This window comes from Actinoplanes sp. G11-F43 (genome assembly GCF_050589265.1).
In the GTDB taxonomy this organism is placed as follows: domain Bacteria; phylum Actinomycetota; class Actinomycetes; order Mycobacteriales; family Micromonosporaceae; genus Actinoplanes.
Genome location: NZ_JBNZCE010000028.1, coordinates 125,874 through 149,918 on the forward strand (window position 1 = coordinate 125,874; position 24,045 = coordinate 149,918).

A 24,045-nucleotide genomic window follows, 5' to 3' on the forward strand; every position below is an offset into this window, starting at 1 on the left:
CCCTTCAGATGTGCGGAACCGAACCGGGAATGGTGTAGTGCGTCGGATGCCGGTAGACCTTGTCGCCGCTGGGTTCGAAGAACGACTCCTTGGCCGCCGGATCACTGGCGACGACCGCGTCCGACCGCACCACCCAGATGCTGACCCCCTCGTTGCGCCGGGTGTAGAGGTCACGGGCGTGGTGCAGCGCCATCTCGTGGTCGGCGGCCCGCAGCGAGCCCACGTGCACATGGTTGAGCCCGCGCTTGGCCCGCACGAACACCTCGAACAGCGGCCACTCGTGTGAGGTCATCGGGCTGCCTCCTTGGCGGCGTGGGCGGCGGCGGCCTCGCGCACCCACGCACCGGACTCGTCGGCTTCGCGGCGGCGGCGGATGCGTTCCTCGTTCATCGGGCCGCCGCCGGAGATGACGCGTGTCAGCTCGTCCCAGTCGGGCTGCCCGAAGTCGTGGTGGCCGCGCTCCTCGTTCCATCGAAGCTGCGGGTCGGGCAGGGTGACGCCGAGGGCGGCGGCCTGCGGCACGCTCATGTCGACGAACCGCTGCCGCAGCTCGTCGTTGGTGTGCCGCTTGATCTTCCAGGCCATCGACTGGGCGGTGTTGGGTGAGGCGGCGTCGGGCGGCCCGAACATCATCAGCGACGGCCACCACCAGCGGTCCACCGCGTCCTGCACCATGCCCTGCTGCTGTGGGGTGCCGCGCATCATGGTCATCAGCAGCTCGTAGCCCTGCCGCTGGTGGAACGACTCCTCCTTGCAGATCCGGATCATGGCGCGGGCATACGGCCCGTAGGAGCTGCGGCAGAGCGGCACCTGGTTGCAGATGGCCGCACCGTCGACGAGCCAGCCGATCACCCCGACGTCGGCGAACGACAGCGTCGGATAGTTGAAGATCGACGAATACTTCTGCCGGCCCTCGATCAGCCGCCGGGTGAGGTCGCCCCGGTCGGCGCCCAGGGTCTCGGCCGCGGAATACAGGTAGAGCCCGTGGCCGGCCTCGTCCTGCACTTTGGCGAGCAGGATCGCCTTGCGCCGCAGGCTGGGCGCCCGGGTGATCCAGTCGCCCTCCGGCTGCATGCCGATGATCTCCGAGTGGGCGTGCTGGGCGATCTGCCGGACCATCGTCTTGCGGTAGCCCTCCGGCATCTCGTCGGCCGGCTCGATCCGCTGGTCGCGGGCGATGGTCTCGTCGAAGACGGCGAAGTCGGAAGCGGCGGAGCCGGGAGCGGTCATGACGGCTCCACGTGCCGGCGGGACTGGAGGGTGAAGAACCGCCCGGCCACGAACCAGTCGTCGGTCAGTGAGGCGGTGGCCGCCGGGTTGGCGCCGGTGCCGTGCAGGTCACTGAACGCGGCCGTCTGGTTCACGAAGACACCGCCGGTCAGGTTCTCCGAGAGGTGCACCCCGGCGTCGAGGGCCGCCGACCGGGCCGCGTCGAGCACCTCGGGCGACGTGGAGTGCACCAGTGCCGACAGCGCCCCGTGTGCGCGGACCGTCTCGGTGAAGACGCGCAGACTGTGCTCGGTGGAGTCGGTGGTGATCAGGAACGACACCGGGCCGAACCACTCCCGGGTGTAGGTCTTCTCGTCGGCGGCGTCCAGCTGGACCACCAGCGGGGTGCGGATGGTGGCGCCGGGGAACTGCTCGTCGGTCACCTCCGCCGACGGGTGGACGACGCCCGGCGCGGTGCCCGCCTCGGTGAGCCGCCCGAACACCCCGTCGTTGACGATCGCGCCCAGGGTGCCGGCCGCCCGCTTCGGGTCGCCGAGCAGCCGGTCGAGGGCGGCGGCCAGGTCAGCGCCGAACTCGGCGGCGCTGCGGGACCCGCTCTCGGTGGTGATGCCGGCCCGGGGAACCAGGATGTTCTGTGGAGTGGTGCACATCTGGCCGCTGTAGAGCGAGAGCGAGAACGCCAGGTTGCCGAGCAGCCCCTGGTAGTCGCCGGTGGAGTCGACGACCACCGTGTTGAGCCCGGACTTCTCGGTGTAGACCACGGCCTGGCGGGCGTTGGCCTCCAGCCAGTCGCCGAACTCGCTGGACCCGGTGAAGTCGACGATCCGCACGTCGGGGTGGGTGGCGAGGGTGGCCGCGATGCCGTCGCCGGGCTCCTCGGCGGCGAGCGTGACGACGTCGGGGTTGAGCCCGGCCTCGGTCAGCACCGCACGGCAGGTCTGCACGGTGATGGCCAGCGGCAGGACCGCGCCGGGGTGTGGTTTGACGATCACCGGGTTGCCGGTGACCAGGCTGGCGAAGAGGCCGGGAAAACCGTTCCACGTGGGGAAGGTGGTGCAGCCGATGACCAGGCCGACGCCGCGGCCGACGACCGTCGCCGTCTTCTCCAGGGTCAGCGGGCCCTTGCTCCAGGCGGCGCGGGCGGGCAGCCGGGTGGTGGCGGACAGCGCGTAGGCGACCGCTTCGAGCCCACGGTCGAGCGCGTGGGTGCCGCCGGCCTGGAACGCCATCACGAAGGCCTGGCCGGTGGTGTGCTGGACGGCGTGGGCCAGCTCGAAGACCCGGGCGTGCAGCCGGGTGAGGATCTCGGCGGCCACTCCGGCACGCCCCTCGGGGCCGATGTCGCGCCAGCCGGGGGTGGCTGCGCGGGCGGCGGCGACCAGCGCGTGCGGGTCGGCCTTGGGGTAGCTGACACCAAGCTCCACACCGTAGGGCGAGCGCTCGGTGGCGACGGTGCCCACCGCACCGGGCACGTCGACCGGGAAGGTCTGCCCCAGCAGGGCGGTGAAGGCACGGTCACCGGCGGGGGCGGCCTCCTCGCCATACACCTTCTTGCTGGGCGACTCGGGGAAGGCCGACCAGTAGTCGCGGGCCGCGGCCGCGGAGATGGCGCGGTCCAGCAGCTCGCGGTGGGCTTGGTAGAGCTCAGCGGGACTCGTCATGCCCTCCATTAACCGCCCGATCGGTCGGTAAATCAAGCGCTAAGTTCGCCCTGTGGAGAACTCCAGGCGCCGCGGCCGCCCCGGGCATGATCAGGGTGCGGTGCTGACCGCCGCGGTCCGCCTGTTCAACACCCACGGCTACGACGCGACGAGCATGTTCGACATCGCCGAGTCGCTCGGCATCACCAAGTCGACGCTCTACCACCACGTCAGCGGCAAGGAGCAGTTGCTGACGATGGCGGTGGACCGGGCGCTGGGCGCGCTGGAGGAGGCCGCGCGGGAGGCGATCGGAAGCGAGGCCCCCGCCGTCGTACGTCTGCGGAATCTGATCCGTGCCAGTGTCCTGGTCCTGGCCGACCGCCTGGAGTTCGTCACCCTGTTGCTGCGGGTGCACGGCAACACCGTGGCCGAGCAGCACGCCGTGGCCCGCCGCCGGGCCTTCGACCGGATCGTCACCGACCTGGTCCGGCAGGCGCAGGCCGAGGGTGGGGTGCGCGCCGACGTGGATCCGGCGACGGCGGCCCGCCTGATCTTCGGAATGGTCAATTCGCTGATCGAGTGGTATCGCCCGGATAAAGGCGCACCCGATTCCATTGCCGACACGGTGACCGCACTGGCATTCGACGGTTTGCGTTCGCACTGATCAGTAATTGGCACCATCTGCCAACAACAGCGCCGCACGCTGTCATCAACTTGTCTTCGCCGGCGGGAGCAGAAGCCTACGGTGGCCGCGAGATAAGGCGATGAAAAGCAGAAGGGAATCACCATGCCTAGACTCGGTCATGGACGTCCCATCACCGACGAGGACCTCAATCGGGCGAAAGAGGATCTGGCCGCTTACACGGCCGAGAACCCGCTGGCGTTCGCCCTGGCGCCACCGGTCGGCACCCAGCCGTTCGACCTGCTCTTCCCCACCCTGCAGGACGACGAGGCGAATCTGCTGCCCCGGTTACCGGACACCACGGTCAAGCTGAAGAAGCTCGGCTCGGCGATGACCGACGACGACCGGGGTGACGATCCCACCAAGGACGGGCCGATCCCCGCGGCGTACACCTATCTCGGTCAGTTCATCGACCACGACATCACGCTGGAGATCCAGAACAAGAAGGCGGGCCTGGGTTCCGGCGGGCCGGACGTGCTGGTCGACGACAGGATGGCGCCGCTGAGCCTGGCCGAGATCCGCCGGGTGGTGCGCAATCAGCGCACCGCGACCCTCGATCTGGACAGCGTCTACGGCAGCCCGGCCCCGGTCGACGGGGACCGGCTCGTGGTCGGCACGGTCACGAGACTCGACCGGGCCCAGCCCCCGTTCGTCCGGCCGAAGGGCAAGGGCGACGACAACGACCTGCCGCGCCTGGGCCCGAGCGACGATCACGGCACCGACCGGGCGGCCCGGATCGGCGACCCCCGCAATGACGAGAACACCATCATCTCCCAGCTGCACGTGGCGTTCCTGAAGGCGCACAACGCGCTGGTCGACAAGGGCCTGTCGTTCCGGGAGGCCCGGCGGGTGCTGCGCCAGCACTACCAGCACATGGTGGTCCAGGACTTCCTGAAGAGGGTGGCCGACCCGGCGATCGTCGACGATGTCCTGACGCATGGCAACCGGTGGTACAACCCGCAGGCGGAGCCGTTCTTCATGCCTCTGGAGTTCGCCGTCGCGGCCTACCGGTTCGGGCACTCGATGGTGCGCGGCATGTACGACTTCAACTCGAACTTCCGGGCGGACGGCCGGCCCGGCCCGGGCTCGCTGGATCTGCTGTTCGTGTTCACCGCGCTGAGCGGGGAGCTGGGCGATTTCCCCACCCTGCCGGAAAACTGGATCATCGAGTGGCAGAACATCGCCGGGCCGGGCGACGTGATGAGGGCCCGCAAGATCGACACCAACCTGGCGTCGACCGGCGGCGGCGCGCTGTTCACCCTGAAGAACGACGAGGGTGAGGTCGAGAAGCCGGAGCCGTTCGCCGCCCGGCTGGCCGTGCGCAACCTGCTGCGCGGCTACCGGCTGCGGCTGCCCACCGGTCAGGCGGTCGCCGAGCTGCTCAAGGTGCCGGTGCTGAGCAAGGACCAGATCCGCCGGGCGGCCGGCAACGACGAGCAGCGCACGGTTCTCGACCAGAGCGAGTTCCTCACCCGTACGCCTCTCTGGTACTACGTCCTGGCCGAGGCCGAGGCGATGCACGAGGGCGCGCACCTGGGCCCGGTGGGCAGCACGATCGTCGCCGAGGTGCTGATCGGGCTGGTCCGCCGCAGCACCGACTCGGTGCTCAAGCAGCCCGGCTGGAAGCCGACCCTGCCGACCGAGAAGCCCGGCCTGTTCCAGCTGGCCGACCTGTTGCGCCTGGCCGACGTGCTGCCGGGGCGGCAGGAGCCGATCACCTACACGGTCCGGCAGGGCGACAGCCTCGCCCGGATCGCCCGGGAGCAGCTGGGTGCGGAGAACCGCTGGCCGCAGATCTTCGTGCTGAACCGGGCCACCGTCCCGGACCCGAACCGGATCTTCCCCGGCCAGGTGCTGTTCCTGCCGCCGAAGCAGCCGGCCGGCCCGATCCCGCGCCTCCACACGGTCAGGGCCGGCGACTCGCTGTCGAAGATCGCCCGGGAGAGACTCGGCAGTGAGAACCGCTGGCGCGACATCTGGAATGTGAACCGTGATTTCATCCCGAATCCCGACATCATCTTCCCGGGACAGGTGATAGTGCTTCCCGACAACTAATCCTTCCTGATTTCCCGGGCCAGCTGATCCAATTCCGCACCGCCGGCCATCTGTGTCGTCAGATCATCCAGGGTGACGTCACCCCGGCGCCGGTCGAGAACTGTTTCGCCGAGTTTCAGAACGACGAAACGGTCACCCACAAGATGCGCATGATGGGGATTATGGGTGATGAATACGACACCCAGTCCCCGCTCCCGGGCAGCCGCGACATAACGCAGCACGACGGCCGACTGCCGCACTCCCAGCGCGGCGGTCGGCTCGTCGAGAATGAGCGCCCGCGCCCCGAGATGCACCGCGCGGGCGATGGCCACGCTCTGCCGCTGCCCGCCGGAGAGGGTGCCGATCGGCTGGTCGATGTCGGCCACCGTGATGCCCATGGCCCGCAGCGACTCGTCGGCGATCCGGCGCATCTCCCGGATCCGCAGGCGGCGCAGCGGGAACCGCCCGGTGGTCGGCTCCGAGCCGAGGAAGAAGTTGCGCCACACCGGCATCAGCGGGACCACCGCCAGATCCTGGTAGACGGTGGCGATGCCCAGCTCCAGGGCCTGCCGGGGCGAGCCGAGCAGCACCGGGCGGCCGTCCACCCGGATGATCCCGGTGTCCTGCGGATGCAGGCCCGACATGATCTTGATGAGGGTGGACTTGCCGGCCCCGTTGTCACCGAGCACACAGGTCACCTCGCCGGCGTTCACCGTCAGGTCGATGTCACGCAGCGCCCGGACCGGCCCGTAGCTCTTGCCCACCCCGACCAGTTCGATCATCGGAACACCCTCCGCACGTACAGGTTGACCATGACCGCGAGCAGCAACATCACGCCGAGGAAGGCACGGAACCAGTTCGGGTCCCAGCCGGCGTAGACGATGCCGAGGCTGGTCATGCCGAACAGGAACGCCCCGATCGCCACCCCCGCCGCGTTGCCGAAACCGCCGGTCAGCAGCGTGCCGCCGACCACCGCGGCGATGATGTAGAGGAACTCGTTGCCCACCCCGGCACCTGCCTGCAGCGTGTTGAACCGGTAGAGGTTGTGCATCCCGGCGAACCACGCCAGCGCCGACACGGTCATGAACAGCGCTATCTTCACGCGTACCACCGGAACTCCGGCGGCCCGCGCGCTCTGGGCCGCGCCACCCACCGCGTGGATCCAGTTTCCGGCGCGGGTCCTCTGCAGGACCCAGGCAGAGATCAGGACGAAGAGGATCCACCAGAGTACGGTCCCCCAGACGGTCACCGCCCCCACCTCGAAACTCGACGCGAAGATCAGCCCGAGCGGGTCGAACCCGTCGATCCCGCTCACGCTCGGGCTGGCCACCGCCCCGGTGACCAGCTTCGTCACGCCGAGATTGACCCCTTGGAGTACGAAGAACGCGCCCAGTGTGATCAGGAAGCTGGGGATCCCGGTGCGGGTCACCAGCCAGCCGTTGAGGAACCCGACGCCGAGGCAGAACAGCAGCGACAGGATCGCACCCACCCACAGGTCGACCCCGAACCACCAGGAGAACATCGAGTTGACCAGCCCCGCCGTGGTGACCAGCACCCCGGCGGAGAGGTCGAACTCGCCGCCGATCATCAGCATTCCGACGCCGACCGCGACGATCCCGATGGTCGACGCCTGGTAGAGAACGGTCAGCAACGACTCGGCGGAGCGGAACGACGGGGCCACCACCAGGAAGAACACGAAGATCACGCCGGCCGCGACCAGGGCGCCGAACTCCGGCCGCCGGGTCAACGGGTGTTCTTCTCGGTGAACGGCAGGATGGTGTCGATGTTGGTCTTGTCCACGAACGACGGCCCGGTCAGCACCGGTTTGCCGCCGCCGATGTCGTTGCCGTTCTTCAGGTAGAGGTAGAGCGACGACACGGCCAGATAGCCCTGGAGGTACGGCTGCTGGTCGACGGCGAACTCGACGGTCCCGTCCTGGACGGCCTTCGCGGTCTCCCGGTTGAGGTCGAACGTGACGATCTTCGCCGTACCACCCGCTTTGATCGCGTCCAGAGCGACCGGGGCGGTGAGCGCCACCACGTAGTCGATCGTCGGATCCTGCGCCAGCTTGGCCTGGAGCGTCGACGTGACGGCCACGTCGTCGGCCCCGTTGACCTGGATGTTCTCGGTTCCGGGCACCGCCGACTTGAGCCCGGCGCAGCGGGCTTCCAGGGCCACCGAGCCGGTCTGGTGGATCACACACAGCGGGTGTTTCGCACCGGCCGCCTTGATCCGTTCGCCCAGGCTGGTACCGGCCACCGTCTCGTCCGAGCCGAAGTACATCAGCGCGCCCAGCTCCCGGTACCTGTCGATGCCGGCGTTCAGCCCGACCACCGGGATGCCCGCGGTGGTGGCCGCCTTCACCGAGCCGGCCAGCGCGTCCGGGGTGACCAGCGTGGTCGCGATGCCCTGCACCTCGGCGTCGACGGCCTGCTGGATCAGCGTCGCCTGCTTGCCGGCGTCCGGGTCGTTGGAGTGCCGGACCTCCACACCGACGTCCTTCGCGGCCTGGTCGGCGCCGGCCCGCACGATGTTCCAGAACGTGTCACCGGGCGTCTCGTGCGTGACGAACGCGATGGTGTACGCGGCACTCTCCGCACTCTCCTGCCGCCCGCCCTCACTACACGCGCCGAGCAGCAGCAGAGCCGTGACTCCGACGGCGAGAACCCTCATCCCGTACCTCCTGGTCGTAGGTGGTGGCGCTGGTCGCGTTTGCCGGCCAGATACTCCGCGCGCGCGTCCCGGGTGCTCTGCAACGTGGCGACCTCGGCCACCGGCACGTCCCACCAGGACTCCGACGACGGCGCCGACGGCTGCGGGTCGGTCTCGATGTGCAGGACGGTCAGCCGGTCCGCCTCGCGCGCGTTCTTCAGCCCCTCGACCAGGTCGGCGATGGTCCGGCAGCGGATCACCGAGGCGCCCAGGCTCTCCGCGTTGGCGGCCAGGTCGATCGGCAGGCGGGCCCCGTCGTAGTCGCCGCTGCGCGGATTACGGAACCGGTACCCGGTGCCGAACCGCTGCGATCCGACCTGCTCGGACAGCGCGCCGATGGAGGCGAAACCGTGGTTCTGCACGATGATCACGATCAGTTTGACGTCCTCCGCCACCGCGGTCGCGATCTCCTGCGCCATCATCAGGTAGGAGCCGTCGCCGACCAGCGCGAACACCTCCCGGCCCGGTTCCGCCAGCTTGATCCCCAGGGCGCCGGCGATCTCGAATCCCATGCAGGAGTAGCCGTACTCCACGTGGTATTGCTTGGGGTCCCGCGCCCGCCACAGTCGCTGCAGGTCACCGGGCAGGCTGCCGGCCGCCTGCACCACCACGTCCCGGGTGCCACAGGCCTCGTTGACCACCCCGATCACCTCCGCCTGGGTGGGCGGATCATTGACCCCGAGCACACCCTTTCCGCGGTACGCGTGATCCACGGTCGCGTTCCAGGCCGTCACCTCGGCCCGGAAGTCCCCGGCGAAACGGCGCCCGTGCAGGGCGGGCAGCAGCGCGTTCAGCCCGGTCCGGGCATCGCCGACCAGCGGCAGCGCGGACAGCTTCCCGGCGTCGAACCCGGTCACGTTCAGGTTGACGAACCGGACGTCCGGCCGCTGGAAGGCACTGCGCGAGGCGGTGGTGAAGTCGCTGTACCGGGTGCCGACACCGATCACCACGTCGGCGTTGCGGGCCAGCCGGTTCGCCACCGGGCTGCCGGTCGCGCCCACACCGCCGACCGCGTTCGGATGATCCCAGCTCAGCGCGCCCTTGCCGGCCTGGGTGTCGGCCACCGGGATGCCGGTCTCCCGGGCGAACCGGTCCAGCGCGGCACTCGCCTCCGAGTAGATCACTCCCCCGCCCGCGATGATCAACGGCCGCTGGGCGCCCCGGATCACCCCCGCCGCCCGCTCGATCGCGAACTGGTCCGGAGCGTGCCGGGGCACATGCCACACCCGCTTGGCGAACAACTCGTCCGGGTACTCGTACGCCTCGGCCTGCACGTCCTGCGGCAGGCAGACGGTGACCGCGCCGGTCTCCGCCGGATCGGTCAGCACCCGCATCGCGCCGAGCAGCGCCTGCGGCAACTGCTCGGGCCGCCAGATCCGGTCGAAGAACCGCGACAGAGGGCGGAACGCGTCGTTGACCGACACGTCACCGGCCCGCGGATCCTCCAATTCCTGGAGTACGGGTGAGGCCACCCGCCCGGCGAACACGTCCGACGGGAGCAGCAGCACCGGCAGCCGGTTGACACTGGCCAGCGCGGCGCCGGTGAGCATGTTGGTGGACCCGGGGCCGATCGAGGCGGTGCACGCCATCGCGGACAGCCGGTTGCGCATCCGGGTGTAGCCGACGGCGGTGTGCACCATCGCCTGCTCGTTACGGGCCAGCCGGTAGGGCATGTCGGGCGCTCCGGTGCGCTGCGCCTGCAGCAGCGCCTGACCGATTCCGGCCACGTTGCCGTGGCCGAAGATGCCGACGAACCCGGCCACCGTCCGCTGCTGGACACCGTCGCGCTCGGTCCACTGGTTCGCCAGGAATCGCACCACGGCCTGGCCGACGGTGAGCCGTTGCTTCACAGCAGCCTTCTCTCTCGCGCCGACGCCATCGATCGTCTCCTCGGCGTCTGCTCTCTCACCGACGCCGTCTCTCGCGCGCCGATGTCATCGGGAGTCTCGGGTCGAGGACCTCACCCGCCCACCGGCCCCGCACCCAGCCGTGTGCCGGGTCGTCGCGCGCCAGCCAGCGCCGTTCCCCCGGGCCGGCCAGCACGTTCAGGTGGTAGAGGTCGTAGCCGGGCGCGGCCATCGACGGGCCGTGCCAGCCGTACGGGATGAGCACCACGTCCCCGGTGCGCACCTCGGCGCACACGTCGATCGGGCGGTCCGGGTGGCCGTAGACCCGCTGGTACCCGCGCCCGCGCAGGTCGGCCAGCTCGTAGTAGCAGATCTCCTCCAGGCTGGTCTCCTCGCCGCTCTGCTCGTCGTGCTTGTGCGGCGGGTAGCACGACCAGTTGCCGCCCGGGGTGAGCACCTCACAGGCGATCAGGCGGTCGGTCTCGAAGGAGTCCGGCGTACAGAAGTTGTTGACCTGGCGGCTGGCCGGGCCGGCGCCGCACAGCTCGACCGGCACGTCCTCGGCCGGGCCGTACCGGAACGGCAGGTCCCGGCGGGCCCGGGCGGCGGGCAGCGCGAACCGGCCGCCGTTCGGGGCGCGCAGGGTGACCGCGCTGCCCCGGGGCAGGTAGGCGAAGTCGGTCACCCGGGAGAAGACCGAGCGGCGGCCGGTCAGGGTCAGCCGCTCGTCGTCGCAGGCCACGTCGCAGCCGCCGATCAGCGGCAGCACCACGATCTCGTCGCCGCCGGTGCGGAACCGGACCCGCCCGCCGACCGGGAGCTGGACCACCCGCAGACCGGTGTGCTCCCAGCCGGCGCTCTCCGGGGTGACGTTGACGTCGAACGGTCGCTCGGCGGAACTGCCCCGGGGCACCAGAGGGTTGACCCGCGCGTCGGTCATGGACCCGCGTCCCTTCGTCGTCACCCAGAGGTAACAGCCTGTTTCAAGGTAATTACGCGGCTGGCACCGCCGTCAATACCGGGTTTAGTTGCGCTCGCAACTAAACCGGCGTACTGTCGACGTCAAATAGTTGAAGCTTCAACGGAGGCCATCATGCGGATGCCCGCCCTCTTCCTCAGCCACGGCGCCCCGCCCCTGGCCGACGACCCGACCTGGACCGCCCAGCTCCGCACCCTCGCCGCCGACCTGCCGCGACCGAAAGCGATCCTGGTCGCCTCAGCGCACTGGGAGTCCGCGCCGCTGATGCTCGGGGCCACGTCCCCCGTACCTCTGGTGTATGACTTTGGTGGTTTTGCCCAGAAGTATTACGAAGTGCAGTATGCCGCCCCCGGTGCCCCGGTTCTCGCCGAGCAGGTCGCCGCGCTGATGCCCGACCACCAGACCGTGGCGCGGACCGACCGCGGGCTCGACCACGGGGCGTACGTCCCGCTGACGGTCATGTACCCGGACGCCGACATCCCCGTCCTGCAGATGTCGCTGCCCACCCTCGAACCCGACGAGCTGCTCGACCTCGGCCGCCGGCTCGCCCCGCTGCGCGACGAGGGTGTGCTGATCATCGGGTCCGGTTTCACCACCCACGGGCTGCCGTTCCTGCGCGACTGGAGCCCCAACGCGAAAGCACCCGGCTGGTCCAAGGAATTCGACGCGTGGGCCGCCGAGACCCTCGCCCGCGGCGCCGTCGACGAGCTGGCCGACTTCCGCGACCGGGCGCCCGGCATGCCCTACGCGCACCCCACCATCGAGCACTTCGCCCCGATGTTCCTCACCCTGGGCGCCTCGGAGAACCCGGCAAACGCCCCCGAACAGCCCATCGACGGCTTTTGGATGGGACTCGCGAAGAGATCATTCATCGCGGCATGATTCGCGTTTCCCAGCATGTTTGCAGAATCTTTGGGGATCCTGTGAATCATGCTAGAGGTCTCCGCGCTCGGGTGGATCGTGACCATCGGGGTCATCGTCGCCCTGCTCGCCCTCGATTTGACTCTCGGGGTGCTCCGTCCACACGTCGTCGGCTTCCGTGAAGCCGCCGGCTGGTCCATCTTCTACATCGCCGTAGCGATCATCTTCGGCGTCGTCTTCGCGAGCATCTCCGGTTGGGACTACGGCACCGAGTACTTCGCCGGGTACATCGTCGAGAAGAGTCTGTCCGTCGACAACCTCTTCGTGTTCGTCATCATCATGACGACCTTCGCCGTGCCCGAGCGATACCAGCAGGAAGTACTCACCTTCGGCATCATCATCGCGCTGATCCTGCGGGTGATCTTCATTGTTGTCGGTGCCGCCCTCCTCAACGCCTTCTCGTTCATGTTCCTGGTGTTCGGCCTGATCCTGCTCTACACCGCGGTGCAGCTGTTCCGGCATCGCGACGAGGACCCCAGCGTCGAAGAGAACATGCTGGTCAAGGCCGGCCGCCGGTTCCTGCCCGTCACCGACGACTACGTCGAGGGCAAGATGATCACGCGGGTCGACGGCAAGCGCATGGTCACACCACTGTTCCTGGTGCTGCTGGCCATCGGCGGCACCGACCTGCTGTTCGCCCTGGACTCCATTCCGGCGGTGTTCGGCGTGACCTCCGAGGCGTATATCGTCTTCGTCGCCAACGCCTTCGCCCTACTCGGCCTGCGAGCCCTGTTCTTCCTGGTCAAGGGTCTACTGGACCGCCTGGTCTACCTGTCCACCGGCCTGTCGATCATCCTGGCCTTCATCGGCGTGAAGCTGATTCTGCACTGGGCCCACAAGGACATCAGTGAGTCGGTGCCCGAGGTGGCCACACCGGTCTCCCTCGCCGTCATCATCGGCATCCTGGTCATCACCACGGTCGCCAGCCTGATCAAATCCAGCCGCGACCCGTCCGCGAAGGCCCACCCGGGCAGCCTCCGGGCCGCCAAGGACGAACACGCCAGCAACTAGCCCGAGCAGGGGCCGCCCCTCGGCGGCCCCTGCCTTTCCCAGCGGCCCGCCGTCCGCCGACGCCCGCCCTGCCCCTCCCGGCGGCCCCGGCCCTTCCTGACCGCCCGCCGTCCGCCGACGCCGGCCTTGCCCTTCCCGGCGGCCTGGCCCATCCTGACGGCTTGCCTTCCCCGCGACGCCTGCCCTTCCCGGCGGGCCCGGCCCGCCTTCCCCGCGACGCCTGTCCTTCCCGGCTCGCCTTCCGTAGACGCCTGGCCTTCCCGACAGCCCGCCTTCCGTCGACGCCGGTCCTTCCCCGCAGTCCCGGCCTTCCCGGCGGCCTGCCTTTCCCGGCATCCAGCGCCTTGCGTTTTCGACGTAATCGCAGCCCACCCCGCAAACGCGTGGCCCTTTGCGGTCCGCAGCGCACCACTGATCACCACGCGGTCTGGCCCTTCGCGAGTGTCAGCGGGAGTCGTCAGGGTGTTCGGTCTCCGCGGCCGGGGCCTGCTCGGGCGCCCGCGGTGACCTCGGACGAGGCGTCCGGCGCGAGCCACCACGTGTGCCCGTCCCCGTTCCTCCTGCCGCGCCAGCCCCCGCGCCTGCTCCCGTTCCTGTTCCCGCACCGGTTCCTGTTCCCGTTTCTGCGCCTGTGCCCGCTTCTGGTGAGCCGGTACCCGAGGGGCTGCCGTCCTCCATCGAGGGCCTCGACCGGGGTACTCGCGGTGTGCCGTTCTCTGACGCCGTCCCCGATCGCTCGGCCGGCTTCGGCGCGGGCCGTTTCCTGGGCGACGGCGTTCGGCGAGCGGTTCCGGACGCCCCCGTCCCGGCCGTCGTCTTCGCCGGGCCGGTTCCCGCCCTCGAAGCCCGAGGCCGCGGAGTCCGTGCCTCGGGGACCGTCCCGACTTCCTCGACACCCGGATTCTCGATCCGGTTGTCGACCACCGAAGACGTCACTTCCCGGCTCGCATCCCGCGAACCGCCACCGACGACCGCAGTCCCCTCGGTGGCCGGCCTCCCGGCAAGAGACTCCTCGTCAGCCGCTGCTCCGGTAACCGGCTCATCGCCGGCCGCCTCAGTGACCGGCTCCCCGATAGCAGGATCCCCGGCGGCCGATGGTTCCCCAGCGACCGGCTCACCAACGGCTGTCTCCCCGACGGCTGTGTCCCCGACGCCCGCTCCCCCAACGGTCGGCGGCTCCTCGGCACCCGTCTTCGCGGCGCCTGGTGTCTCCGTGACTGGCTTCTCAGTAGCGGGTTCCGCAACGACCGAGGTTCCCCCTCGGTTCGCATCCTGGGCGGCCGGCGGCTTTGCGGCAGCCGGTGACTTCGCAGCCGCCGGGTCAGCGTCACCGGCCGTCGACTCGGTGTCAGCGGCGCCGGTAGTCGAGCCGGTGGCGATGTCCGCCTTCGCCTCCGGGTCAGTCACGGGCCGGGTCGAACCGGCATGCGGCACCGGCGACCCGTCCACCTTCGGTTCGGCGACCGGCGGGATGCCGGTGACCGCCGATCCGGTCGCTTCCGATCCGGTCGCTGCCGATTCGGTCGCCGGAGCGGCGCTGGCCGGGGCAGTGGCCGACGGGGCGGTGTCGAAGACCACGGGTGGGGCTGACTCGCCGGGTTCGAGTGGGGGCCTGCCGGTGCCGATCACGGCGTACACACCAGGTTTGGTTGTTTTGAGTTTTTTGCCCCAGACGATGCCGATGATCAGAACCAGCAGGAAGGACAGCGTCGGCGACCACACCTTGGCCGGGTTGTCGCTGCCCATCAGGTCGCCGAAGAACGCGATGGTCAGCAGCAGCACCAGCCAGAGGAAGACGGCCGAGATCCACGGGGCGATCGAGCGCCGCCAGCGGATCTCGGTGCTGCGCGTACGGCGGAAGAACCGGACCACCGCGACCGACGCGATGGACATCAGGATCAGGACGCCCAGGCCGCCGGAGACGGTGCCGAAGAAGAACAGGTCGGTGGTCGGGTTCCACACCCCGATCGCGAAGATCACCAGCACCACCACGGCCAGCGCGGACTGGGCGAGCGAGGCGGCGACCGGCACGCCCCGATGGGTGAGCGCGAGTGCCGGCGGGAGCACACCCTCGCGGGCGACGGTCAGTCCGTACCGGGCGACGGTGTGGTGGAAGGCCAGCATCGCCGCGAACAGGCTGGTGGCGAAGAAGATCCGGCCCAGGTCGAGGAGGACCGTGGCCAGGTACGGTTCGGGCAGGAAGAAGAAGAGGTCGTCGAGGTGGTCCCCGGCGACGGCGACGATAGCGTCCGGGCCGGCGACCACCGACATGGCCCACGCGCTGCCGCCGTACAGCACAGCGGCGACGAGCAGGGTGAATCCGATGGCCCGGGCGATGGTCCGGCGTGGATCGCGAGCCTCCGCGGCGTACACCAGTGGCGCCTCGAATCCGACCATCCCGGCGATCGCGGCGACCAGCAGTGACACCCCTCCCGCGCTGGCGATCAGGCCGGGATCGAGGGTGTCGAAGGTGACGGTTCCACCGGCCGGATTACCGATCATGACGGCGTCGTAGATCAACACGATGAGCAGTTCCGCGGCGACCAGAGCGGTCAGGATTCGCGCGTTGAGATCGATGTCGAGCTGCCCGAGAACGGCGATCACCGCCCATCCGAGCAGCGCCCACACGATCCACGAGACCTCGAGGCCGAAGATCGCGAATGCGTTGTGCGCGGCCACCCCGAAAGCTCCGTAGAGCCCGATCTGCATGGCGTTGTAGGCGAGCAGGGCGACGAAAGCGGTCCCCACACCGAGCGGACGGGACAGACCGATTGAGGCGTACGAGTAGAAGGCGCCACTGTTCGGCACGTGCCGGGCCATGGCGGCGAGCCCCACCGCGAAGATCCCGAGAATCCCGGCGACCAGCATGTACGCCACCGGAATGCCCTTTTCACCCACCTGCCCATACCCCAGCGGGAGAGCCCCGGCCACAACGGTGAGTGGTGTCATGGCTGAGACCGCGATGACGAAGATCGGCCACGTGCCGAGCTTCCGCTCCGGCTGGGACATGGCGCCTCCAGTGTCAGATCACAACTGAATCGATGACCGACTCCATAATGACCTTTGAACCGAATGATCGACATAGAGAAACGCCGATCTTGCTTAAACGTTAAGTCTCCGCACCGCACCAACCGAGATCATCATTCCCGGCCATCCGCAAATTCGATCATCGATACCTCCATCAAACGATCATCATCAGTCCTAGTCCAGCCATCTCGAACCGCTCCTTTCCACCCTCGAGCCGTCTCGCTCGGCCGTTTCACTCGGGGCCTCGCTCGGAGGCCTCGCTCGGGCTGATTCCCGCCGCATCCGGATCTTCACGCTGCCGCCCCGCCTCCGCCCAGCTCACCAAGCCCTCAGCCTGGCCCTCACCACCCGGCTCACCGCAGCCGCGTCCGCTCCAACCCCGCCCGGCTCACCACGGCCCTCCCCGGACCGCTCCCGCCCGGCACACCACGGCCCCGCCCAGACCGCTCCTGCCCGGACCGATCCCGCCCGGCACACCACGGCCCTGCGCGGCCCGGACCGATCCCACCCGGCACACCACGGCCCTGCGCGGCCCTTCCCGCAAATGGCCCGCCACGGCCCGGCGCCGCTCGGGTGCCGAATCCCGACGTTTCACCCGGTCAGGGGTGGGGTAGTTTTCCGGGATGCCACTCGGACCCCAGCCCCAAGGCCGCCGCGGCACGATCGAGGAGCCGTACAGTCCTCTCAATCTGCGGCTGGTCCTGGCCGCCTTCGGCTTCGTGGTGTGCACCGTCCTGTCGGTGTTGTTGTTCCGCGCGGGCTGGACCGTCCCCGGCTGGCTCCTGGCGGCATGGGCGTTGGCAGCCGTGATCGACATCGTGGTGATCCAGATCCGCCGCCGGGCACGGAAGCGGACCACCGGTGACCGCGACCACTCCCTCTTCGAATGACTCCCCTCTCAGGCCAGGCCCGCGTCGTGGACCAGTAACGCCACCTGGACCCGGTTGTTCAGATCGAGTTTGGTGAGCACCCGGGACACGTGCGCTTTCACCGTCGCGACCGACATGTGTAGTTCGGTGGAGATCTCCGCGTTGGACCGTCCCCGCGCGACGGCCAGCGCCACCTCCCGCTCGCGGGTGCTGAGCAGCCCCAACAGTTCCGACGACCGCCCTCGCTCCGGTGGCATCCCACCCGCGACGTGAGCGATCAACTGCCGGGTGACGCTGGGTGACAGCATCGCCTCGCCCTTGGCGACTTTGAGCACCGCGGCCCGGATCTGCCCCGGTGGGGTGTCCTTGAGCAGGAATCCGCTGGCCCCGGCCCGAAGCGCCCGCAACACGAACTCGTCGGCGTCGAACGTGGTCAGCACCAGCACCTCGGGCGCCCCCGGCCGTCGCCGCAGCGTCTCGGTGGCGGCGAGCCCGTCGACGCCGGGCATCCGGATGTCCATCAGCACGACGTCCGGCTCGCACCGGGCCACCGCGTCCGGAACCTCGGCCCCGTCAGCGGCCTGCCCGACCACACTGACCTCGTCGTCACCGGACAGGATCATCGACAGCCCGGCCCGAACCAGCGGATCGTCGTCGACGATCAGTACCCGAACCGCACTCACGCCGCTCCCCACTCCCACACTTCGGCAATCCACGCCGTCATGCACTAGCCCCCACCAGCCGTCCCGTCACAGTCCGCCTCCCCACCGACATGCGCTCTCCCCCATCAGCGTCCCGTCCTGGCCCGGCCACGCGTGCCGCCACGTGCTCCGCCCTACTCGCCGTCCTGTCAAAGCCAGGTCACGCGTGCCGCCAACTGCCCTCCCCTACCCGCCGCTCGTCAGCCGGACGCCCACGTCGGACACCCACCAGCGTCACCGGCACCGTGTCATGACCGCCATGGCAGCCACGCGCTGAGCACGAAGTCGTCGTCGTCGCGCCCGTGGTTGAGCCAGCCGCCGGCCAGCAGCGCCCGCTCGGCCAGGCCGATCAGCCCCAGCCCGGTGCCGGGAATCGTCGCGGCGGGCACGGTCACCGGCATCGGATTGCGGATCTCGATGGTCAGCCCGCTCCCGGCCGCACCACCGACGGCCACTCGCACCACCGCGCCCGGCGCATGCTTGCGGGCATTGGTCAAACCCTCTTGCACGATTCGGTACGCGGCCCGGCCGGCCGCCGTCGGCACGGCATCGAACTCGGCACCCATCTCCAGCCGCACCTTCATCCCGGCCAGCCGCGACTCGTCGGCCAGCGCGGGCAGAGCACTCAGCGTCGGTTGTGGCCGCTCCGGGGTGTCGCCGTCCTCCGGCTGGCCGGCACGCAGCACGCCGATCACCGCACGCAGGTCCTGGAGTGCCTGGTGTGCGCTGGCCCGGACCACGGAGGCCGCTCCGGCGATCTCCTCCGGTGGCGCCCCGGGACGGAACTCCAGCGCGCCCGCGTGCAGGCTGAGCAGGGAGATCCGGTGTGCGAGAACGTCGTGCATCTCGCGGGCGATCCGGGTGCGCTCCAGGACCCGGGCCTGGGCGATGCGCAGGCGCTGCTCGGCCTCGGCGCGCTCGGCCCGATCGCGCCAGGAGACGATGAGCTGCCGCCGGGACCGCACCAGCATCCCCCACAGGGCGCAGATCACCACCGAGACGGTGCCCCACCAGAAGGTCTCCCAGATCGTGGCGTTCGACTCCGGCCGCAGCAGGGCGAAGACGAGGCTTCCGGCCGCGACGAAGACCACGTAACCGGCAAGCACCACGAACCGCCGGTGCACGGCGACGGTGAACACCACGATCAGCAGTGCCATCCCACTGGCCAGTGAGAAATACGCCAGCACCCCCAGGTACAGCGCGAGGGGTGTGAGGAACCGCCGGCGCCACCACAGCCCGATCGACGCGATCACGCTGGCGATCCCGTCGACGACGATCAGCCAGTCCGGGCCGGCCGACCACTGCGTCGCCATCGACGGTGGGTCTCCGTGCAGCAGGTCCCTGGTGATCCAGACGGCGAAGATGATCGCCAGCCCGAAGCAGACGGTGTCGACGGCCCAGTCCCGGGTGGAGCGTCGCGCGGGCAGCGGGCCGGCCGGGTCCGCGGCCAGCGCGGACGGCCACAACCAGCGGTATTCCGGCAACGACGTCCCCATGTCGTGACTCTACGGGCGGCGGCACACGGCCCGATACCGACCAAAGTCGAGGTCTCGCCCTAGACGAAGGTTTACCGGCATCGACCGATGGCCGACGCGGGCGCCCTTTCCCGGCCCGCACGCTGGATCGCATGATTACGGTCGAGAACCTCACCAAGACGTACGGTGCGCAGCGCGCTGTCGACGATGTGTCGTTCACCTGTGAGCCGGGCACGGTCACGGGTTTCCTCGGCCCCAACGGGGCCGGCAAGTCCACGACGATGCGGATGATCTGCGGCCTCACCCCGCCGACGTCCGGCCGGGCGACGGTGAGCGGCGTGCCGTACCAGCGGCTCGGCAACCCGGGCCGGCACGTCGGTGTGCTGCTCGACGCGTCGGCCCAGCACGCCGGGCGGACCGGGCGCGAGGTGCTGGCCCTGGCCGCGATGACGATGGGGCTGGACACCGGGCGGGTCGCCGACCGGCTGGCCCGGGTGGGGCTGACCGGCGCCGCGCCCAAACGGCGGGTGCGGGCGTACTCGCTGGGCATGCGGCAGCGCCTCGGTCTCGCGTACGCAATGATCGGTGATCCTGCCGTTCTGGTCCTGGACGAACCGGCGAACGGGCTGGACCCGGAGGGCATCCACTGGATGCGCGGGCTGCTGCGCGATTTCGCCGACCGGGGTGGCACGGTCCTGCTCTCCTCCCACCTGCTGCGGGAGGTCGAGGTGATCGCCGACCGGCTGGTGGTGATCGGTGGCGGGCGCATCCTGACCCAGGGTGACAAGGAGACGCTGCTGGGCGCGGCCGGCACGATGGTCCGGACCACCGATCCGGCGGCGCTGGACGCGTTGTTGCGGCGCATGGGGCTCACCGGGACGCCCTCGACCGACGGCAGCGTCCTGGTGCCGGCCGATCCGCAGACCATCGGCCAGGCGGCTGCCGCGGCCGGAGTGGTGCTGCTGGAGTTGCGGCCGGCCGGTTCCGGCGGGCTCGAAGAGATGTTCCTGCGTTTGACCGCCGGCTCCGACCTCCAGGGGGTTTCCCGATGACCACGACCGCACCCGTGTCCGCCCGTCCGGCCGAGTTGCCCGCCGTCGTCCGCGATCCGGTCCCGCTGACCCGACTGACCGTCGTCGAGCTGCGCAAACTCGCCGACACCCGGGCCGGCATGTGGCTGCTGATCGTGATCGGTGTGGCCACCGCGGCGACCTCGGCGATCCTGCTGGGCTGGGCCTCCGAGTCCGAACAGACCTTCGGCGCCATGTACGGTTTCGGCCTCCTCCCGTCGGCCATCCTCCTGCCGGTGCTCGGCATCCTGTCGGTGACCAGTGAGTGGTCGCAACGGACCGCTCTGGGAACCTTCACCCTGGTGCCGGCTCGTGGGCGGGTGATGGTGGCGAAGATCGCCGCGGCCACGCTGATCGCGATCGCCGCCACGGCCGCCACAGCGCTCTGGGCCGCCGCGGCCAACCTGCTGGCCATCGGGCTGGGCGCCGACGGCACCTGGAGCATGGACTCGTCGCTGGTCTGGCAGAGCGTGCTGAGCCAGCTGATCTTCGTGCTGATGGGTGTCGCGTTCGGTGCCCTGCTGCTGAACACACCGTTGGCGATCGTCATCTTCTTCGCGCTCCCCACGGTCTGGACGATTCTCGGTGAGACCATCACCGGCCTGCGGGACGTGGCCGCCTGGCTGGATCTGAACGTCACCTCGCAGGCGCTGGGCCAGCCGGACATGACGTCGGGTGAGTGGGCCCGGCTGGGGGTCTCGGTCGGGGTCTGGGTGGTGCTTCCGCTGCTCGTGGGCACCGTCCGTGTGCTCCGCCGGGAGGTTTCCTGATCCACAACGGCCGGTGTTGGCGTCACGATCCGGCGATCAGAGGTAGCGTCCCGAGACGTGACGCGTACCCTATTTGCCAGCTTCGCGGCAATCACCGCTTCCATCCCATTGTTCGCTGGCCCGGCGCCGGCCGCGCCACCGACCGTCCCCCGCCCGAACCCGACGCCTCCCGGAGCGTCCTTCGACGGAGGATGGCCGCCGAACATCAGTGACACCCGTGAACCGAACCTGGACCGGCTCACCCTCGACGGTGAGCCGCTCCCGTTCGCCAGTTATGTTCCGAGGCCCAGCGGGCGGAAGGCGGCGCCGACCCCGGAGATCGGCACGGTCCGCAGTTGGGCCGGCCTCAACGAGATCGACGGCGACGTCTACCGCAAGGACTACACGCTGCGCGGAGTCGGCGAGCACATCGAGGTGTGGGTCGCCAAGGACATCGCCTTCCCGGACGGCGACTGCCGCGGCAAGGCCGCCACCGAGGTCACCGACACCCAGGTCAGCGCCTTGATCCGCGAGTTCGACGAGAACATCTACCCCAAGGAGACCACGGCTTTCAGTACGCCACCGGACCGCAGTGGCGCGAACGCCGGCCTGCCCGGGGACTTCACCGGGGCGGGCAACCGGACCGTCACCCTGGTCGACAACATCCGCGACGAGAACTATTTCGAGTTCCCGAAGCGGCAGACATACATCTCCGGCTTCTTCTCCGAACAGCTCAACGAGCTCTTCGACCGCAACGTGATCACGATCGACGCTTTCGACTGGGTGCACCGCACCGGCGCCGATCCCCAGCACGAGCCCGCCGACGACGTCTGCGCGAGCCGGCCGAGCCGGCCGCGGATGTACGAGTCGACATTCGCCCACGAATGGCAGCATCTGCTCGCCTACTACACCGACCCGGACGAGGAGGTGTGGATCAGCGAGGGACTGGCGGATTACGCCCAGACGCTCACCGGCTATGTGGACGCGTCGCTCGGTGTCTACCACCGCGGGTTCGACAACCACATCGTCTGCTACCAGGGCTTCGGCAGTGTGAAGACCACGTACAACCCGAACCCGCGCAACTGCGGCGGCCCGTCCAACTCGCTCAACATCTGGTCCGAGGGTGAACCCGACGAGATCCTCGCCGATTACGGCATCGCCTACGCCTTCATGCTCTACCTGCGGGACCGGTTCGGCGCGAAGATCCTCACCACCCTGCACCAGGACAAGCAGAACCACGGCCTCGCCGCCGTCGCCGCCGCTCTGCCCAAGGGCCAGAAGCTGCACGACGTCCTGCACGATTTCCAGATCATGACCCTGGTCGACAAGGTGGTCGGCGAACGGCGCGGCGTCGTCAAAGGCGTACCCCGTAAGCGGGTGACCTCGGACAGCCTGCACACCACGGTCAACCTGGACAACCCCGCTTCGTACGGCAATGCGGGGGTGACCCCGAACGGCGCCGACTACATCGAACTGCCCGACGACTGGCGGACCGTCCGTTTCGACGGCGCGCGGACCCTGCCGCCCAAGCCGCTGGCCTGGACGATCGACGCCGGGATGCTCTTCTCCGGTAACACCCCGAGCACCGACGAGACGGTGGTCCGCCAGGTCGACGTGCCGGCCACCGACCCGGTCCTGCGGTTCAAGACGACCTACGGTCTGGAGGAGAAATTCGACTACGGATACGTGACGGTCTCCAGCGACGGTGGCAAGACCTATCAGGTCCTCAAGGGTGATCGCACCGTCGACGGCCCGCTCGGCCCGGCGATCACCGGTAAGGCAGCGGACGTCACCCTGAGTTTCGACCTCAAGGCGTACGCCAAGAAGCGTGTCCTCATCGGTTTCCGTTATGTCAGTGACGGCGCCGTGAGCATCGGCGGCTGGCACCTCTCCGATGTGAAGGTCGGCGCCACCTCGATCGGCGGCGGCAGCCTGGACGGCTGGAAGTCGCCCACCCAGATCCGCCCGGTCGCTGTCGACAACTGGAACGTGACATTGGTCGGGCTGGCGCGGAGAAAGGCCAAGGTGGTCCCGCTCGAGGACTACGCCGACGTCCGCCATTACCCCAAAGTCGTAGCGATCATCGCCTATGACGAGCCCACCGGCGCCGTCACACAGTCCGCCCCGTACACGCTGAAGGTCGACGGCAAGCCCTACCCGGCCGCCGCCCCGAAGTCGTAGTCGCATCACCGCAACACCTCCACCACTCGATCAACCGCAGCACCGTCAGTCCGTCCCGGCCGCTCGCACGCGGGTGGCCGGGACGGGGCCCGCACCCACCGCGCGACATGACCGGGTCAGCCTGGTGGCAGCACTCCGTAGATCAGGGCGGTCGAACCGGAGCCGGCCTTGTTGATCTGCCCGCCGCAGAGCACCCACGCCCCGGTGGCGGGCAGCTCCGCCAGGTTGGCCAGGCACTCCAGGCTGATCCGCCGCTGCCGGTAGACGAGCCGGGACACGGTGAAACAGGTGTCGCCGCTGACGTCGGGGCTGAACGCGTCGGTGCCGGTGCCGCCGCGCTCCCCCAGCCGGCCGCTGTCGACCAGCCACCGGACGGTCTCCGGCGCGAACCCGGGATGCGGGAGGAACCCGGCGGTGCCGAACCGCTCCTCCCACCCGGTCCGGATCACCACCACCGACTCGTCGGGGATCCGGCCGTGCTCGGCCTCCCATCGCCGCAGGTCGGCAACGGTCACCGCATGACCGGAATCCGCCGCGCACTCCGCCCGCACGTCGACGCAGACCGCCGGGCGGAACAGGTCCTCCGGGGTCATCTCGTCGGCCAGCAGGCCACCCGGGGTGAAGTGGCCGGGTGCTCCCCAGTGCGTGCCGGTGTGCTCGCCGGCGAACACCGTCTGCAGATAGAAGCCCTCGCGGTCGAGTGTCGCGACGGTCTCCAGGCGTGGTGGCGGATCGCCCGGGAACACGCTCACCCGCGCTGGGTCGTTCACGTGCGACAGGCTGACCAGCCTCACTCGCCTCAACATCTCGTCGCCGTTCATGGCAGCCCCCGTTCGTCGTGATCCAGGCACGCGGACGCCCGCCGAACCCGGCCGGTCGATCGCGTGCCGCCATTCTGCCATTGACACTGTCATGAT

The 24,045-nt window shown here is 69.5% G+C and carries 20 protein-coding genes; 8 read left to right on the plus strand and 12 right to left on the minus strand.

Annotation, left to right across the window (positions count from 1 at the left end):
• Positions 1 to 4: 4 nt before the first annotated feature.
• Genes paaB through paaN form a run of 3 tightly spaced genes read right to left on the minus strand, consistent with a single transcriptional unit; the run spans position 5 to position 2,891 of the window.
• Positions 5 to 292 carry a 1,2-phenylacetyl-CoA epoxidase subunit PaaB gene (paaB, locus tag ACQ0O7_RS31630; protein WP_430787439.1) on the minus strand — a complete coding sequence of 96 codons (288 nt, stop codon included), beginning with the start codon at positions 290 to 292 and terminating at the stop codon, positions 5 to 7.
• A complete protein-coding gene (gene paaA, locus ACQ0O7_RS31635; RefSeq protein ID WP_430787441.1) occupies positions 289 to 1,230 on the minus strand; it encodes a 1,2-phenylacetyl-CoA epoxidase subunit PaaA in 942 nt (313 codons plus the stop codon). The genes paaB and paaA overlap by 4 nt, the downstream gene beginning before the upstream one ends.
• The gene (gene paaN, locus ACQ0O7_RS31640; protein ID WP_430787443.1) at positions 1,227 to 2,891 is read right to left on the minus strand and encodes a phenylacetic acid degradation protein PaaN; all 1,665 of its coding nucleotides are present in this window, start codon (positions 2,889 to 2,891) and stop codon (positions 1,227 to 1,229) included. Before paaN ends, paaA begins: the two co-directional genes overlap by 4 nt.
• A 52-nt stretch (positions 2,892 to 2,943) precedes the next feature.
• On the opposite strand from paaN, the gene ACQ0O7_RS31645 reads away from it, so the two are divergent.
• Both ACQ0O7_RS31645 and ACQ0O7_RS31650 read left to right on the plus strand, forming a co-directional pair.
• Positions 2,944 to 3,534 (plus strand): TetR/AcrR family transcriptional regulator, encoded by a 591-nt coding sequence (locus tag ACQ0O7_RS31645; protein WP_430787445.1) that lies wholly within the window; start codon positions 2,944 to 2,946, stop codon positions 3,532 to 3,534.
• Between the two features lie 123 nt (positions 3,535 to 3,657).
• Positions 3,658 to 5,607 carry a LysM peptidoglycan-binding domain-containing protein gene (locus tag ACQ0O7_RS31650; protein WP_430787447.1) on the plus strand — a complete coding sequence of 650 codons (1,950 nt, stop codon included), beginning with the start codon at positions 3,658 to 3,660 and terminating at the stop codon, positions 5,605 to 5,607.
• On the opposite strand, the gene ACQ0O7_RS31655 is transcribed toward ACQ0O7_RS31650, so the two are convergent.
• The 5 genes from ACQ0O7_RS31655 to iolB are packed head-to-tail and all read right to left on the minus strand — an operon-like array spanning position 5,604 to position 11,085.
• Positions 5,604 to 6,368, minus strand: coding sequence for an ATP-binding cassette domain-containing protein (locus ACQ0O7_RS31655; protein ID WP_430787449.1), 765 nt, complete (start codon positions 6,366 to 6,368; stop codon positions 5,604 to 5,606). The genes ACQ0O7_RS31650 and ACQ0O7_RS31655 overlap by 4 nt on opposite strands.
• The gene (locus tag ACQ0O7_RS31660; RefSeq protein ID WP_430787451.1) at positions 6,365 to 7,333 is read right to left on the minus strand and encodes an ABC transporter permease; all 969 of its coding nucleotides are present in this window, start codon (positions 7,331 to 7,333) and stop codon (positions 6,365 to 6,367) included. Before ACQ0O7_RS31660 ends, ACQ0O7_RS31655 begins: the two co-directional genes overlap by 4 nt.
• Entirely contained in the window at positions 7,330 to 8,259 is a 930-nt protein-coding gene (locus ACQ0O7_RS31665) for a sugar ABC transporter substrate-binding protein (protein ID WP_430787453.1), read from the minus strand. The genes ACQ0O7_RS31660 and ACQ0O7_RS31665 overlap by 4 nt, the downstream gene beginning before the upstream one ends.
• On the minus strand, positions 8,256 to 10,148 hold the full coding sequence (gene iolD, locus ACQ0O7_RS31670; protein WP_430787455.1) for a 3D-(3,5/4)-trihydroxycyclohexane-1,2-dione acylhydrolase (decyclizing): 1,893 nt from the start codon (positions 10,146 to 10,148) through the stop codon (positions 8,256 to 8,258). Before iolD ends, ACQ0O7_RS31665 begins: the two co-directional genes overlap by 4 nt.
• A 55-nt stretch (positions 10,149 to 10,203) precedes the next feature.
• Entirely contained in the window at positions 10,204 to 11,085 is an 882-nt protein-coding gene (iolB, locus tag ACQ0O7_RS31675; protein ID WP_430787457.1) for a 5-deoxy-glucuronate isomerase, read from the minus strand.
• 153 nt (positions 11,086 to 11,238) lie between these two features.
• On the opposite strand from iolB, the gene ACQ0O7_RS31680 reads away from it, so the two are divergent.
• Positions 11,239 to 12,006, plus strand: coding sequence for a dioxygenase family protein (locus ACQ0O7_RS31680; protein WP_430787459.1), 768 nt, complete (start codon positions 11,239 to 11,241; stop codon positions 12,004 to 12,006).
• Between the two features lie 48 nt (positions 12,007 to 12,054).
• The gene (locus ACQ0O7_RS31685; protein WP_430787461.1) at positions 12,055 to 13,056 is read left to right on the plus strand and encodes a TerC family protein; all 1,002 of its coding nucleotides are present in this window, start codon (positions 12,055 to 12,057) and stop codon (positions 13,054 to 13,056) included.
• A gap of 444 nt (positions 13,057 to 13,500) precedes the next feature.
• On the opposite strand, the gene ACQ0O7_RS31690 is transcribed toward ACQ0O7_RS31685, so the two are convergent.
• Positions 13,501 to 16,065, minus strand: a complete 2,565-nt coding sequence (locus tag ACQ0O7_RS31690) for an APC family permease (protein WP_430787463.1) — start codon at positions 16,063 to 16,065, stop codon at positions 13,501 to 13,503.
• Positions 16,066 to 16,706: 641 nt separating this feature from the next.
• On the opposite strand from ACQ0O7_RS31690, the gene ACQ0O7_RS31695 reads away from it, so the two are divergent.
• Positions 16,707 to 16,973: a hypothetical protein gene (locus ACQ0O7_RS31695; protein WP_430787465.1), complete on the plus strand. Its 267-nt coding sequence runs from the start codon at positions 16,707 to 16,709 to the stop codon at positions 16,971 to 16,973.
• Between the two features lie 8 nt (positions 16,974 to 16,981).
• Here ACQ0O7_RS31695 and ACQ0O7_RS31700 read toward each other — a convergent pair whose 3' ends face one another.
• The gene (locus ACQ0O7_RS31700) at positions 16,982 to 17,680 is read right to left on the minus strand and encodes a response regulator transcription factor (RefSeq protein ID WP_430787467.1); all 699 of its coding nucleotides are present in this window, start codon (positions 17,678 to 17,680) and stop codon (positions 16,982 to 16,984) included.
• A 221-nt stretch (positions 17,681 to 17,901) separates the two neighbouring features.
• A complete protein-coding gene (locus tag ACQ0O7_RS31705) occupies positions 17,902 to 19,149 on the minus strand; it encodes a sensor histidine kinase (protein ID WP_430787469.1) in 1,248 nt (415 codons plus the stop codon).
• A 131-nt stretch (positions 19,150 to 19,280) separates the two neighbouring features.
• On the opposite strand from ACQ0O7_RS31705, the gene ACQ0O7_RS31710 reads away from it, so the two are divergent.
• The 3 genes from ACQ0O7_RS31710 to ACQ0O7_RS31720 are packed head-to-tail and all read left to right on the plus strand — an operon-like array spanning position 19,281 to position 23,128.
• Positions 19,281 to 20,180 (plus strand): ABC transporter ATP-binding protein, encoded by a 900-nt coding sequence (locus tag ACQ0O7_RS31710; RefSeq protein ID WP_430787471.1) that lies wholly within the window; start codon positions 19,281 to 19,283, stop codon positions 20,178 to 20,180.
• Positions 20,177 to 20,968, plus strand: coding sequence for an ABC transporter permease (locus ACQ0O7_RS31715; protein ID WP_430787473.1), 792 nt, complete (start codon positions 20,177 to 20,179; stop codon positions 20,966 to 20,968). Before ACQ0O7_RS31710 ends, ACQ0O7_RS31715 begins: the two co-directional genes overlap by 4 nt.
• A 57-nt stretch (positions 20,969 to 21,025) precedes the next feature.
• Complete coding sequence (locus ACQ0O7_RS31720; protein ID WP_430787475.1) at positions 21,026 to 23,128, plus strand: peptidase M6 immune inhibitor A; 2,103 nt, start codon at positions 21,026 to 21,028, stop codon at positions 23,126 to 23,128.
• A 116-nt stretch (positions 23,129 to 23,244) separates the two neighbouring features.
• On the opposite strand, the gene ACQ0O7_RS31725 is transcribed toward ACQ0O7_RS31720, so the two are convergent.
• Complete coding sequence (locus ACQ0O7_RS31725; RefSeq protein ID WP_430787477.1) at positions 23,245 to 24,042, minus strand: cyclase family protein; 798 nt, start codon at positions 24,040 to 24,042, stop codon at positions 23,245 to 23,247.
• Positions 24,043 to 24,045: the final 3 nt, after the last annotated feature.